This is a genomic window from Micromonospora sp. DT46, assembly GCF_049841735.1.
GTDB classification, from domain to species: domain Bacteria; phylum Actinomycetota; class Actinomycetes; order Mycobacteriales; family Micromonosporaceae; genus Micromonospora; species Micromonospora reichwaldensis.
The window spans coordinates 249,719-262,613 of sequence record NZ_JBNCKW010000002.1; the positions used below are offsets into that span (position 1 = coordinate 249,719).

Annotated in this window: 11 protein-coding genes; 4 read left to right on the forward strand and 7 right to left on the reverse strand. The window is 73.8% G+C overall.

The features are described 5' to 3' along the window. The first annotated feature begins 61 nt into the window (after nucleotides 1–61). Complete coding sequence (locus ACLQ20_RS05395) at nucleotides 62–1,186, forward strand: LCP family protein (RefSeq protein WP_425854411.1); 1,125 nt, start codon at nucleotides 62–64, stop codon at nucleotides 1,184–1,186. A gap of 6 nt (nucleotides 1,187–1,192) precedes the next feature. On the opposite strand, the gene ACLQ20_RS05400 is transcribed toward ACLQ20_RS05395, so the two are convergent. The 4 genes from ACLQ20_RS05400 to guaB all read right to left on the reverse strand — a co-directional run bounded on the left by ACLQ20_RS05400 (nucleotide 1,193) and on the right by guaB (nucleotide 6,983). Next, the gene (locus ACLQ20_RS05400; protein WP_151456088.1) at nucleotides 1,193–2,650 is read right to left on the reverse strand and encodes a M1 family metallopeptidase; all 1,458 of its coding nucleotides are present in this window, start codon (nucleotides 2,648–2,650) and stop codon (nucleotides 1,193–1,195) included. Nucleotides 2,651–2,805: 155 nt separating this feature from the next. Further along, nucleotides 2,806–4,215 carry a M1 family metallopeptidase gene (locus tag ACLQ20_RS05405; protein WP_425854414.1) on the reverse strand — a complete coding sequence of 470 codons (1,410 nt, stop codon included), beginning with the start codon at nucleotides 4,213–4,215 and terminating at the stop codon, nucleotides 2,806–2,808. A gap of 49 nt (nucleotides 4,216–4,264) precedes the next feature. Then, a complete protein-coding gene (locus ACLQ20_RS05410) occupies nucleotides 4,265–5,383 on the reverse strand; it encodes a GuaB3 family IMP dehydrogenase-related protein (protein ID WP_327029565.1) in 1,119 nt (372 codons plus the stop codon). Nucleotides 5,384–5,420: 37 nt separating this feature from the next. Then, nucleotides 5,421–6,983: an IMP dehydrogenase gene (gene guaB, locus ACLQ20_RS05415; RefSeq protein ID WP_327029566.1), complete on the reverse strand. Its 1,563-nt coding sequence runs from the start codon at nucleotides 6,981–6,983 to the stop codon at nucleotides 5,421–5,423. A gap of 185 nt (nucleotides 6,984–7,168) precedes the next feature. Here guaB and ACLQ20_RS05420 point away from each other — a divergent pair, with 185 nt between their 5' ends. Then, nucleotides 7,169–7,579: a DUF5319 domain-containing protein gene (locus tag ACLQ20_RS05420; RefSeq protein ID WP_132230961.1), complete on the forward strand. Its 411-nt coding sequence runs from the start codon at nucleotides 7,169–7,171 to the stop codon at nucleotides 7,577–7,579. Between the two features lie 121 nt (nucleotides 7,580–7,700). On the opposite strand, the gene ACLQ20_RS05425 is transcribed toward ACLQ20_RS05420, so the two are convergent. Beyond that, the gene (locus ACLQ20_RS05425; RefSeq protein WP_425854415.1) at nucleotides 7,701–8,525 is read right to left on the reverse strand and encodes a LuxR C-terminal-related transcriptional regulator; all 825 of its coding nucleotides are present in this window, start codon (nucleotides 8,523–8,525) and stop codon (nucleotides 7,701–7,703) included. A gap of 252 nt (nucleotides 8,526–8,777) precedes the next feature. Between ACLQ20_RS05425 and ACLQ20_RS05430 the strand changes: the two genes are divergently transcribed. Continuing rightward, entirely contained in the window at nucleotides 8,778–9,161 is a 384-nt protein-coding gene (locus tag ACLQ20_RS05430; RefSeq protein WP_089003203.1) for a WhiB family transcriptional regulator, read from the forward strand. Between the two features lie 181 nt (nucleotides 9,162–9,342). Here ACLQ20_RS05430 and groL read toward each other — a convergent pair whose 3' ends face one another. Together groL and groES are read right to left on the reverse strand one after the other, a co-directional pair. Beyond that, nucleotides 9,343–10,989 carry a chaperonin GroEL gene (gene groL, locus ACLQ20_RS05435; protein ID WP_151456655.1) on the reverse strand — a complete coding sequence of 549 codons (1,647 nt, stop codon included), beginning with the start codon at nucleotides 10,987–10,989 and terminating at the stop codon, nucleotides 9,343–9,345. A 70-nt stretch (nucleotides 10,990–11,059) separates the two neighbouring features. After that, nucleotides 11,060–11,374, reverse strand: coding sequence for a co-chaperone GroES (gene groES, locus ACLQ20_RS05440; RefSeq protein WP_088998427.1), 315 nt, complete (start codon nucleotides 11,372–11,374; stop codon nucleotides 11,060–11,062). A gap of 249 nt (nucleotides 11,375–11,623) precedes the next feature. On the opposite strand from groES, the gene ACLQ20_RS05445 reads away from it, so the two are divergent. Then, a complete protein-coding gene (locus tag ACLQ20_RS05445; protein WP_151456654.1) occupies nucleotides 11,624–12,847 on the forward strand; it encodes a THUMP-like domain-containing protein in 1,224 nt (407 codons plus the stop codon). Nucleotides 12,848–12,895: the final 48 nt, after the last annotated feature.

The window sequence follows — 12,895 nt, forward strand, 5'->3', positions numbered from 1 at the left end:
GGAGGCGCCCGCCCACAACTCGGCGCCCCCGTCGAGGCGTTGTCATCACCGGGGGTGTCGCATGACTCAGCGGACAGGGGCGCCACGCCCGCGATGGGTGCTGGGGCTGGCCGCCCTGGCGGTCGTGGTCCTGGTGGCCGTGGGCGCCCTCGTGGTCACCCGGCTCGTCCGCGACGACGGGCCGCGGCGCGCGATCGGGCCGACGGGCGCCACCGGGACGCCGCAGGCGAGCCCCACCCCGAGCCCGAGCCCGACCGCGACGCCGGGCGCCGGCATCACCGGCCCGCTCAACCTCCTGCTCGTCGGGGTGGACACCCGGGTCAGCGTGCCGGGCTGGGAGCCGCACGGTGACGCCGTGCTGGTGCTGCACGTGGCGAAGGGACTCGACCGGGCGTACCTCTTCTCCCTCCCCCGCGACCTGCTGGTCGACATCCCGGCCTTCCCGAAGGCCGGCTACCGCGGCGGCAGGACCAAGCTCACCCACGCGATGAGCTACGGCAGCCGGGTGCCCGGCAGACCGAAGCAGCCGAGCACCGCCCAGGGGTACGAGCTGCTGCGCAGCACGGTCAGCGGCTACACGGGGCTGCGCTTCGACGCCGGCGCGGTGCTCACCTTCAACGGCTTCGACCGGCTGGTGGACAGCCTCGGCGGGGTGGACCTCTACGTCGACCAGCGGGTGGTCTCGCTGCACCGCCGCCCCGACGGCCGGCACCGGGAGCCCGCGCCGGGCGGTGGCGGCTACACCGGGCCGCAGATGGTCTACGAGAAGGGCGAGCGGCACCTCACCGGCTGGCAGGCGCTGGACTACGCCCGGCAGCGCTACGTCACCGGCGGCGGCTACGCCCGGCAGCGCCACCAGCAGCAGCTGGTCAAGGCGCTGGCCACGAAGATCCTCGGCGAGGACCTGGCCCGGCAGCCGGAGCGCGTCCAGCAGGTGGTCGACGCGCTCGGCGACACCCTGGTCTACGCGGGCGGGCCGCGCGTCGTGGACGTCGCGTACGCCCTCGGCGGGCTCACGCCGGAGAGGTTCGTGCTGGTCGACCTGCCCGGCGCGGGCGTCGGCAGGGGCAGCGCCTACCGGGGCGAGGAGCTCACGCAGACCGGGCGGAAGTTCCTCACCGAGCTGCGCGCCGGCCGGGCCGACGCCTACCTCGCCGCCAACCCGAAGCTGCGCGTCACGCGCTGAGCGTCGTCACACCCGCTCGGGACGGTCCGGCCGCTGCTTGCCGTACAGCCACGCCTCGAAGAGGTCGTCGAGCTGCTTGCCCGAGACCCGCTCGGCCAGCGCGACGAACTCGGCCGTGGTCGCGTTCGCGTCGCGCTTCTGCGCCGCCCAGGTCTTGAGGATCTCGAAGAACGCCTTGTCGCCGACGGCCACCCGCAGCGCGTGCACGGTCATCCCGCCACGCTGGTAGACCGACTCGCTGAACAGGTTCGCCACCCCCGGCTCGCCCGGCGGCGTCCGCCACACCTGGCCCGAGGAGCCCGCGTACCGGGCGTCGAACTCCTGCTGGGCGGTGCGCCCGCCGTCGTGCTCGGCCCACAGCCACTCGGCGTACGTGGCCAGGCCCTCGTTGAGCCAGATGTCCTGCCACCTCGCCAGCGACACGCTGTTGCCGAACCACTGGTGCGCCATCTCGTGGGCGACCACGGCCGTGTTCTCGCCGCGGGAGAAGAAGCTCGCGGAGTAGACCGGGCGGCTCTGCGTCTCCAGGGCGTACCGGATCCGGGCGTCGGAGATCACCACACCGCCGTACGCCTCGAACGGGTACGGCCCGAAGACGCTCTCCAGGTAGTCGGTCACCTTGACCGTGTCGGCGATCGACCGGTCCGCCGCGCCCGAGGGCAGGTCGGTGGTGACCGCGTGGAACACCGGCCGTCCCTTGTGCTCGCCCTCGGTGATCCGGAACTTCCCGATGACCACGGTGCTCAGGTAGCTCGCCATCGGGCTGCGCTCCGCCCACTTCCAGGTGGTCCAGTCGCCGGTCGTGCTCTTTCCCGCCGGCACACCGTTGCTGACCGCCGTAAGCCCCTTCGGCACGGTGATCTCGAAGTCGTAGGTGGCCTTGTCCGAGGGATGGTCGTTGACGGGGAACCACGTGCTCGCCGACTCGGGCTGGCCGAGCGCGATCGCCCCCTCGTCGGTGTGCAGGAAGCCGCCGCTGCCGAGGACCTCGTTGCGCAGGGGCTCCGGCTTGCCGTCGTACGCGACCTCGACGACGAAGCCGTTGCCGGCGATCAGGCCACGGGCCGGAGTCACCACCAGCTCGTCGCCCTTGCGGCCGTGCTTCGCCGGGGCCCCGTCCACCGTCACGGACCGCACGGTCAGCCCGGCCAGGTCCAGGTTGAACGCGGACAGGTCGCCGGTCGCCGCCGCCTGCACGGTGGTGGTTCCGGTCAACCGGTCCTCCGCCGGGTCGTAGCGCACCTTGACCGTGTAGCGGCTGACGTCGTACCCGCCGTTGCCGTAGGTCGGGAAGTAGGCGTCGCCGACGCCGGCCGCGCCGAGGAGGAACTGGCGCGGCGCGGCCGGCGCGGCGGTGCTCGGGGCCGGAACCGGTTCCTCGGCCGACCCGCAGCCGGCCAGCCCCAGCATCCCGGCCAGTAGCAGGCCGGTGCCCGCGCACAGCGTCCGCCGCGACAGCGTCATCGCCTCTTCTCCTCCCTGCGTCGCCGGCTGCCCCACCGGCGAGCGTGGTGGACCCGCGCCGGTCGGTGCCGCCAGCCCCGCCGCACGGGGGCGGGCGGGCAGGCGGTGCCGCGCCGGGTCCGGCCGCAGCCTACCGATCGCCGACGCGAGCCGCGTCAGGGCAGTGCGGGGGCGCTCCCGCCGACGAGCCAGGCGTCGAAGAACGGGCGCAGGGGCTTGCCGGCGACCCGCTCGGCCAGGGCGATCAGGTCGTCGGTGGTGGCGTTGCCGTCGCGCCGCTCGGCCGTCCAGGTCCGCAGGACGCGGAAGAACGCCTCGTCGCCGACCGTGCGGCGCAACGCGTGCACGGCGAGCGCGCCACGCTTGTAGACGGCCGCACCGAACAACCGGGACCGTCCGGGGTCGACGGACGGCCGGGACCAGTCGGTCGCGGCGTACTCCAGCTCGAAGTTGCGCTGCGCGGTACGACCGCCGTCGTGCTCCTCCCACAGCCACTCCGCGTAGCTGGCGAAGCCCTCGTTGAGCCAGATGTCGCTCCACCGGCTCAGCGCCACGCTGTTGCCGAACCACTGGTGGGCCAGCTCGTGCGCGACCACCCCCGGGTTGGGTCGCCCGCCACGGAAGAAGCCCGGCCCGTAGACCGGTCGGGACTGGGTCTCCAGCGCGTAGCCGATCCGGGCGTCGGTGACCACGACACCGCCGTAGGAGTCGAACGGGTACGGCCCGAAGCGGCTGGCCAGGAAGTCGGCGATCTCGCCGGTGCGGGCCAGCGAGGCGGCCTCCGGCCCGTTCTCCGGCAGGCTCGCCGGCACCGCTGTGACCATCGGCCTGCCGGCGTGCGTGCCGCTGCGCACCCGGTAGTCGCCGATCACCAGGGTCGTCAGGTAACTGGCCATCGGCGACCGCTCGGCCCAGCGCCAGGTGGTCCAGCCGCCGGCGCTGGTCTTCTCCCCCGGCACCCCGTTGCTCAGCGCGGCCAGCCCGTCCGGGACGGTCACCTCGATGTCGTACGTGGCCTTGTCGGACGGGTGGTCGTTGACCGGGAACCAGGTGGCCGCCGACCAGGGCTGGCCGAGGGCGATCGCGCCGTCGTCGGTGTGCAGGAAGCCGCCGCTGCCGAGCTGCCCGTCGGCCTTGGCCGCCGGCACGCCGGAGTAGTCCACCTCGACGACGAACCGGGCGCCCCGGGGAAGGCCGTCGCGCGGGGTGACCACCAACTCGTCGCCGTCGCGGGCGGACCCGGCCGGGTGGCCGTCGACGGCCACCCGCGACACGTCCAGCCCGGCGAGGTCCAGGTTGAACCGGGACAGCCCGGTGGTCGCGGTGGCCGTCAGCGCGGCCCGCCCGGCGAGCCGGTCGGTCGCCGGGTCGTAGCGCACGGCGAGCCGGTAGCCCGCCACGTCGTAGCCGCCGTTGCCGGCCCCCGGCACGTACGGGTCGCCGAGGTCGGTCGCCCCGGGCCGGAAGCCGCCCCGCTCGTCGCCGCTCGTGCAGGCCGGGGACACCAGGGCCGCGACGACGGCGACGGCGAGCGCGGGGCGGATCCGACGGCGGGTACGACGCACCGGCCGAGCCTATCGGCGCGGCCGGTGCGGGTGGTGCTGCTTGCGCAGGTCAGCGGTCGAGGACCAGGCCGACCTTCTGGAACTCCTTCAGGTCGCGGTAGCCGCACTTGGCCATCGCGCGGCGCAGGCCACCGAAGAGGTTGAGCTGGCCGTCCGGCTCGTCGGCCGGGCCGAAGAGCAGCTGCTCCATCGAGCCGAGCGGCTCGCCGGCGGTCTCGAAGGCGCCCCGGGGCAGCGACGGGTGGCTGGCGGCGGAGTGCCACCAGGCGCCACCGGCCGGCGCCTCGGCGCAGAGCGACAGCGGCTCGCCGAGCATCACCGCGTCGGCGCCGCAGCCGAGCGCCTTGGCGATGTCGCCCGAGGTCTCGATGTCGCCGTCGGCGATCAGGTGCACGTACCGGCCGCCGGTCTCGTCGAGGTAGTCCCGGCGGGCCGCCGCCGCGTCGGCGATCGCGGTCGCCATCGGCACCCGGATGCCCAGCACCGACTCGGTGGTGGACCACTCGTCGCCGCCGATGCCGACGATGACGCCGGCCGCGCCCGTACGCATCAGGTGCAGCGCGGTCTTGTAGTCGGTGCAGCCGCCGACGACGACCGGGAGGTCCAGGTCGGCGATGAACTCCTTGAGGTTGAGCGGCTCGTCGGTGGTCGAGACGTGCTCGGCGGAGACGATGGTGCCCTGGATGACGAGGATGTCGACGCCGGCGTCGAGGATCACCGGGGCCAGCGCCAGGGTGTGCTGCGGGGAGACCCGCACCGCCACCGTGCCGCCGCCGGCGCGCAGCTCGCGGACCCGCTCGGCGATCAGGTCGGGGCGGATCGGCTCCGCGTAGACCTCCTGGAGCCGCTTCGTGGTGCGGGCGTCCTCGTCGAGCCCGGACAGCTCCTCCAGGACCTTGGTCGGGTTCTCGTAGCGGGTCCACAGGCCCTCGACGTTGAGCACGCCGAGGCCGCCGAGCTGACCGAGCCGGACGGCGGAGGCCGGGCTCATCGTCGCGTCCGACGGGTGCCCGACGCAGGGGATGCCGAACTGGTACGCGTCGAGCTGCCAGGCGGTGGAGACGTCGTCGACGTCCCGGGTCCGGCGGCTCGGCACGATGGCGATGTCGTCCAGGTGGTAGCCGCGCTGCGCGGTCTTGCCCAGCCCGATCTCGACCACGTCACGCATGGGGGACTCCAGTTGTCGCAGGGGGGATGGGGGATGGTCAGCGGGAGTGGTAGTTGGGCGCCTCGACCGTCATCTGGATGTCGTGCGGGTGGCTCTCCTTGAGCCCCGCCGCGGTGATCCGGATGAGCTGACCGCGGCGGTGCAGCTCGGGGATGCTCTCCGCGCCGACGTACCCCATCGCCGCGCGCAGCCCACCGGTGAGCTGGTGGGCGACCGCGGACAGCGGGCCACGGTAGGGCACCTGGCCCTCCACGCCCTCGGGGACCAGCTTGTCCTCGGCGAGCACGTCCTGCTGGAAGTAGCGGTCCTTGGAGTAGGACTTGGCCTGGCCCCGGGACTGCATCGCGCCGAGCGAGCCCATGCCCCGGTAGGCCTTGTACTGCTTGCCGTTGATGAAGATCAGCTCGCCGGGGCTCTCCTCGCAGCCGGCCAGCAGGCTGCCGAGCATCACCGTGTCGGCGCCCGCGACGAGCGCCTTGGCGATGTCGCCCGAGTATTGGATGCCGCCGTCGCCGATGACCGGGACGCCGGCCGGCCGCGCGGCGCGCGCGGCCTCCATGATCGCGGTGATCTGCGGTACGCCCACCCCGGCGACGATCCGGGTGGTGCAGATCGCGCCCGGCCCGACGCCGACCTTCACGCCGTCGGCGCCCGCCTCGACCAGCGCCCGGGCGCCGGCGTAGGTGGCGACGTTGCCGCCGACGATGTCGATGGTGACGTCCTTCTTGAGCTGGGCGACCATCTCCAGCACCGCCCGCTGGTGGCCGTGCGCGGTGTCCACGATCAGCACGTCGACGCCCGCGTCCACCAGCGCCCGCGCCCGCTTGTAGGCGTCGTCGCCCACCCCGACGGCGGCGGCGACCCGCAGCCGGCCGGCGTCGTCCTTGGTGGCGTTCGGGTACTGCTCGCTCTTGGTGAAGTCCTTGACCGTGATCAGGCCGCGCAGCCGGCCCGAGTCGTCGACGATCGGCAGCTTCTCGACCTTGTGCTGGCGCAGCAGGTCGAGCGCGTCCTCCTTGCGCACCCCGACCGGGGCGGTGACCAGCGGGGTGCGGGTCATGATCTGGTGGACCGGGGTGGCCGGGTCGGAGACGAACCGCATGTCGCGGTTGGTGACGATGCCGACGAGCTGGCCCTCGCCGTCCACGACGGGCACCCCGGAGATGCGGTAGCGACCGCAGAGGGCGTCGACGTCGCGCAGGGTGTCGTCGGGGCTGGCGGTCACCGGGTTGGTGATCATGCCGGACTCGGAGCGCTTCACCAGGTCGACCTGGAGCGCCTGGTCCTCCAGGGAGAGGTTGCGGTGCAGCACGCCGATGCCGCCCTGGCGGGCCATGGCGATCGCCATCCGGGCCTCGGTCACCGTGTCCATCGCGCTGGAGAGCAGCGGGATGCTCAGGCTGATGTTGCGGGTCAGCTTCGTCACCGTGTTGACCCGGCTGGGCACCACGTCCGACTCGCCCGGCTGGAGCAGCACGTCGTCGAAGGTCAACCCGAGTGGGACCACCCGGGCGGAGCCGGCGGGCAGCTCCGGCAGGTGGCCGCCCAGCTCGCCGTTGTCGGCGCCGGCCGGTAGATCGGTGCTGGGCGAAAATTCCACGATTGCTCCCCTGAGCTGCTCGGACGGGCTTCAGCGAGGTGGCGCGGGCGGGCACCGGCACACGCCGGGTGACGGGCGCGTCGTCCCATCGTACCCACCGGCACGGGCCGTCCCCGGGCGGTGGCAGCCCAGGTCACCGGTGGCGGGGGCGGACGCGGCCCTGGCGTTGGGTCTACGGTGAGGGGGTGCACGACGAGCCCATCGACCCCTTCAACGGCGACCCGGCAGATCCGGCCGCCGGCCTGCACGATCCGGGCGACGACGCCCCGCTCGACCCGCTGACCGACGTCGAGCGTCAGGACGTGCTGGAGGATCTCGCCGACCTGGAGATCTACCAGGCGCTGCTGGCGCCGATCGGGGTGCGCGGGCTGGTCATCGAGTGCGAGGACTGCCGGGAGCCGCACTACTTCGACTGGGACCTGCTGCGGGGCAATCTGCGCCACCTGCTCAGCTCGGGGCGTCCCCGGGTGCACGAGCCGGCCTACGACCCGGACCCGGACCACTACGTCACCTGGGACTACGCCCGTGGCTACGCCGACGGGGTGCACGACACCCTGACCGAGGGCGCCGACGAGGAACCCGACGCCGAACGCTGAGGCGGGCCGGGGCCGCACCGGCGGGGCCCGGGCCGCCCGCCCGGCTCCACGCCCCGAGGCCCCGAGGCCCCCGGCCCCCGCTCCGAGGCCTTCCGGGCGGCCGGGCGGCCGGGGGTGCGGTTCAGGCCACCAGGCCGGCGCGGAAGCCGGCCGCCACCGCGTGCGCGCGGTCCCGCGCGCCGAGCTTGCGGAACAGCCGCCGCGCGTGGGTCTTCACGGTGTCCTCCGAGACGAACAACTCCCGGCCGATCTCGGCGTTGCTCTTGCCCTCCGCCATGCCCAGCAGCACCTGGAGTTCGCGTTCGGTGAGCCCGACCTGGGACCGGCCGCCGCGCGGGCCGGGCCCGGACCGCCGACCGGGGGGCGTGGCCTCGACCGGCTCGTCGGCGGGCTCGGCCGGGTCGTCGCCGCGCTGCGACGGCACCACCGTCGGGGTGCCGCCCGGGCCGTCGGGGGCCGTCGCCTGCCAGCCGGGTCCCGGTTCGGCCGGCGGCCGGCCGGCCGGGCCGGTACGGGCGGGACCGCCGACCGCCGCGGTGTCCCGGGCCGGGTCGGTGGCCGGGCGTCGGGCTGCCCGGCCGGGCGAGGAGAGCAGCAGCAGGGCCTTGGCCACCGCGCTGGTCAGGTCCTGGTCGACGCCCTGGATGAGGCCCCGGGCACCCGCGCTGATGGTGGCCGCGGCGGCCTCCGACTCCTCCGTGCCGAGCAGCAGCACGGAGGCCTGCGGCGCGCGGGCGAGCACCCGCCGGACGAAGCCCGCGCTGTCCGGCCGGGTGAGGGCCGTGTCCGCGAGCACCACGTCGGCCGGGCGCTCGGCCAGCCGCAACATCACCTCGGGATCGGAGACGGCCGTCCGCACCACGGCGGACAGCCCGAGCCGTGCCGCCGCGGACGCCAGATGCTGCGCCGCGAGCGGTGTCCGAACGCACACGAGAACCGTACGCACAGTGGTCTCCTCTCCGTCCAGAAGCAGACCATGACCGGGTCGGGTCGCGAGGGGGTTCGGGCAATCCTCCGAACTTTTCCGACAAGTGGGGCATATGCCGCTAGTTGCCGGAAGTTTTCGATCACAGGTGTGTGAGCCGGCGACGGCCCGGGTACGGAGGTCCCAGGCCGGAAACGGCGCGCCTGCGCGGACCGTCGCCCGGACGCCGATTCACCAGGATCTGCGCGGTGCCGCGCGGGAGGAGGGGTGCTGATGTCGAACGTACGCAGACTGCCCGGACCCATCGTCGACCTCTGGGACTGGCAGCGGCTCGGTGCCTGCCGGGGCCGGGACAGCGCGCAGTTCTTCCACCCGGACGGCGAGCGTGGCTCGTCCCGCCTGCGCCGGGAATCCGGCGCGAAGGCCGTCTGCCGCGCCTGCCCGGTACGGGCCGAGTGCGCCGCCCACGCCCTCGCCGTACGCGAGCCGTACGGCGTCTGGGGCGGCTTCAGCGAGTCGGAGCGGCTGCGGCTGCTCGCCGTCGGCTGGGAGGACCTGGCCGACCGCCGGCAGAGCCGGGTCGACGTGGCCCGGCTGGAGGCCCGCCTGGGCCAGCCGCACCGGTCGACCGTCCCCGCCCAGCGCAAGATCGCCTGAGCGCGCAACCTCCTAGAGACCACGCCGACGCCGCGTCCCCGCCCGGGGACGCGGCGTCGCGGCGTTCCCGCCCGGGTTCACGAGGCACCGGCCGGCCGACGGTCACGCCCCCGGCCCGCTGAAAGGCGTCGGGGCGCACCGCCACACGGACGGTGCGCCCCGACTGGGCGTACGGCGAGGGTCAGAAGCCCGGGCCGTGCTGGTGGCCGTGGCCGTGGCTGTGGCCGTGCCCACCGGCGGCGGCCGGCTCGGCCTTCTCCGGCTTCTCCACCACGAGGCTCTCCGTGGTGAGCAGCAGGCCGGCGATCGACGCCGCGTTGGTGACCGCGTTGCGGGTCACCTTCACCGGGTCGACGATGCCGGACTTCGCCAGGTCGACGTACTCGCCGGTGGCGGCGTCGAGGCCGTGGCCCCACTCCTTGCCGGCGACCTTCTGCACCACGACGTAGCCGTCGTGGCCGGCGTTCTGGGCGATCCAGCGCAGCGGCTCGACCAGCGACTTGCGCACGATCGAGACGCCGACCTTCTCGTCCCCGGTGAAGCCGAGGTCGTCGTCGAGCGCCGGCAGGATCTGCACCAGGGCGGCGCCGCCGCCGGGGACGGTGCCCTCCTCGACCGCGGCCTTGGTGGCGGCGATCGCGTCCTCGATGCGGTGCTTGCGCTCCTTCATCTCGACCTCGGTCGCGGCGCCGACCTTGATGACCGCGATGCCGCCGGACAGCTTGGCCAGCCGCTCGGCGAGCTTCTCCCGGTCCCAGTCGGAGTCCGAGGCCTCGATCTCCTTGCGGATCTGCGCGACCCGGTCGGCGACCTCGCTCGACTTGCCGCCGCCGTCGACGACCGTCGTGTTCTCCTTGTCGACCACCACGCGCCGGGCGGTGCCGAGCACCTCCAGGCCCACCTGGTCGAGCTTGTAGCCCAGCTCGGGCGCGACCAGCTCGGCGCCGGTGAGGATCGCCATGTCCTGGAGCATCGCCTTGCGCCGGTCACCGAAGCCGGGGGCCTTGACCGCGCAGACCTTGAGGGTCTTGCGGATCGAGTTGACCACCAGCGTCGACAGCGCCTGGCCGTCGACGTCCTCGGCGATGATCAGCAGCGGCTTGCTGTTCTGGAGGACCTTCTCCAGCAGCGGCAGCAGCTCCTCGATCGCCGAGATCTTCTGGGTCGTGATCAGGATGTACGGGTCCTCCAGGACCGACTCCTGCGACTCCATGTCGGTGACGAAGTTGGGCGAGATGAAGCCCTTGTCGAACTGGAGACCCTCGGTCACGTCCAGCTCGGTGTGCAGGGCGGAGCCCTCCTCGACGGTGATGACACCGTCGCGGCCGACCCTCTCCATCGCCTCGGCGATCAGCTCGCCGATCGTGGCGTCCTGCGCGGAGATCGTCGCGACGTGCGCGATCGACTTCTTGTCGGCGACCTCGACCGCGCGGCCGAGCAGCGCCTCGGAGACCTTGGCGGCCGCCGCGTCGATGCCCCGCTTGAGGCCGGCCGGGTTGGCGCCGGCCGTGACGTTGCGCAGGCCCTCGCGGACCATCGCCTGGGCCAGCACGGTGGCGGTGGTGGTCCCGTCGCCGGCGACGTCGTTGGTCTTGGTCGCCACCTCCTTGACCAGCTGCGCACCGAGGTTCTCGTAGGGGTTGGTGAGCTCGATCTCCTTGGCGATGGTCACGCCGTCGTTGGTGATCGTGGGCACACCGAACTTCTTGTCCAGGACGACGTTGCGCCCGCGCGGGCCGAGGGTGACCTTGACCGCGTCCGCGAGGGCGTTGACACCGTGCTCGAGCAGGTGCCGGGCGTCGTCCGAGAAGCTCAGGATCTTCGCCATGAATGTCCCTTCGAAGCGACGTCGCCCCGGCCCGGCGAGCCGGACCGGGGCGACGACACTGATCGGTTGCTTACTTCTCGATGACCGCGAGGACGTCGCGGGCGGAGAGCACCAGGTACTCCTCGCCGGCGTACTTGACCTCGGTGCCGCCGTACTTCGAGTAGAGGACGGTGTCGCCGACCTTCACGTCGACCGGCACGCGGTTGCCCTTGTCGTCGATCCGGCCCGGGCCGACAGCGAGGACGGTGCCCTCCTGCGGCTTCTCCTTGGCGGTGTCGGGGATCACGATGCCGGAGGCGGTGGTGGTCTCGGCCTCGTTCGCCTGGACCACGATGCGGTCCTCGAGCGGCTTGATCGCAACCTTGGTCGCGGTAGTCACGGGCATACCCTCCCGGGTACTTGGTTTCGTTACCGGCCGGCATGCCGACCAGCGTCAATCTGCCACATGCCACCGGGCGGGGCCGTCGTCGCGGGTGCCGGTCCGCCTGGCGTTCAGCAGCCGGACCATGGGGCCCGGAAGCTGGCACCCTCGGGGTGAGAGTGCTAATCGCAGGTTATTCCTCGGCTAGCACTCCGTCAAGGAGAGTGCCAACCCGCCGGCCGGCGCGTCGGGTCCGCCGACCACAATGAACGGGTGGATCTCGACCAACTCGCCGCCCTGCGTACGCCCGAGGGGTCGGCCGCGCTCGCCGCCGCCGCGCGGGTGGCCGGCGGTGATCCGCTGACCGCGGCGGCCGCGCTCCGCTCTACGGGGCTGCCGGCCGACCTGGCGTCGGCCGCCCTCACCCAGGCCGAGCTGCGCCGCCGGGCAGTCGGCAAGTTCGGGCCGGCGGCGGCCGGGATGTTCCTCACCCGGGCCGGGCTGGAGCAGGCCACGCGGGGCGTCGTCGCGGCACGGCGGGCCGAGCGGCTGCGGGCCGCCGGGGTGCGCGTCCTCGCCGACCTCGGCTGCGGCCTCGGCGCGGACGCGCTCGCCGCCGCCCGCGCCGGCATCCGGGTGTACGGCGTGGAGGCCGACCCGCTGACCGCCGCGATGGCCGCCGCGAACGCCGAGGCGGCCGGGCTGGCCGAGCTGTTCACGGTGGAGTGTGGCGACGCCACGGCGTTCGACGTGGACCGGGTCGACGGGGTGTTCTGCGACCCGGCGCGCCGGAAGGCGGGCACCGGGCGGCGGATCTTCGACCCGAACGCCTACTCGCCGCCCTGGGACTTCGTCGTCGGGCTGGCGGAGCGGGTGCCGCACACCGTCGTGAAGGTGGCGCCCGGCATCGACCACGCGCTGGTCCCGGCGAGCGCCGAGGCGGAGTGGGTGAGCGTCGACGGCGACCTGGTCGAGGCGGCCCTGTGGTGCGGCGAGCTGGCGCAGGTCCCCCGCCGCGCCACCCGGCTGCACGGCAAGGAAGGGCCCCCTGTCGACGCCTCCGGCAGCGGAAGGGTCCCCTGCTGGCAGTTGACGGGCTCCGGGGACGCCGAAGCACCGGTCGGCCCGGCGCGCCGCTTCCTGTACGACCCCGACCCGGCGGTGGTCCGCGCGCACCTGGTCGCGGAGCTGGCCGAGACGCTGGGCGCGACGCTGGCCGACCCGAGCATCGCCTACCTCTACGCGGACGCGCCGACGCCGACGCCGTTCGCCCGCTGCCTGGAGGTCACCGACGTGCTGCCGTTCTCGCTCAAGCGGCTGCGGGCGCTGCTGCGGGAGCGCCGGGTCGGGCGGGTGGAGATCCTCAAGCGCGGGTCCGCCCTGGAGCCGGAGAAGCTCCGCCGGGACCTGCGGCTGACCGGGGGCGAGGCGGCCAGCCTGGTGCTGACCCGGGTCGCCGGGGCGCCGACGGTGCTGGTCTGCCGGCCGGTCGGGTAGCGCGCGAGGGCGTCCGGCCTTTTCGGCTCGCGGGTCGTACGGGGCCGG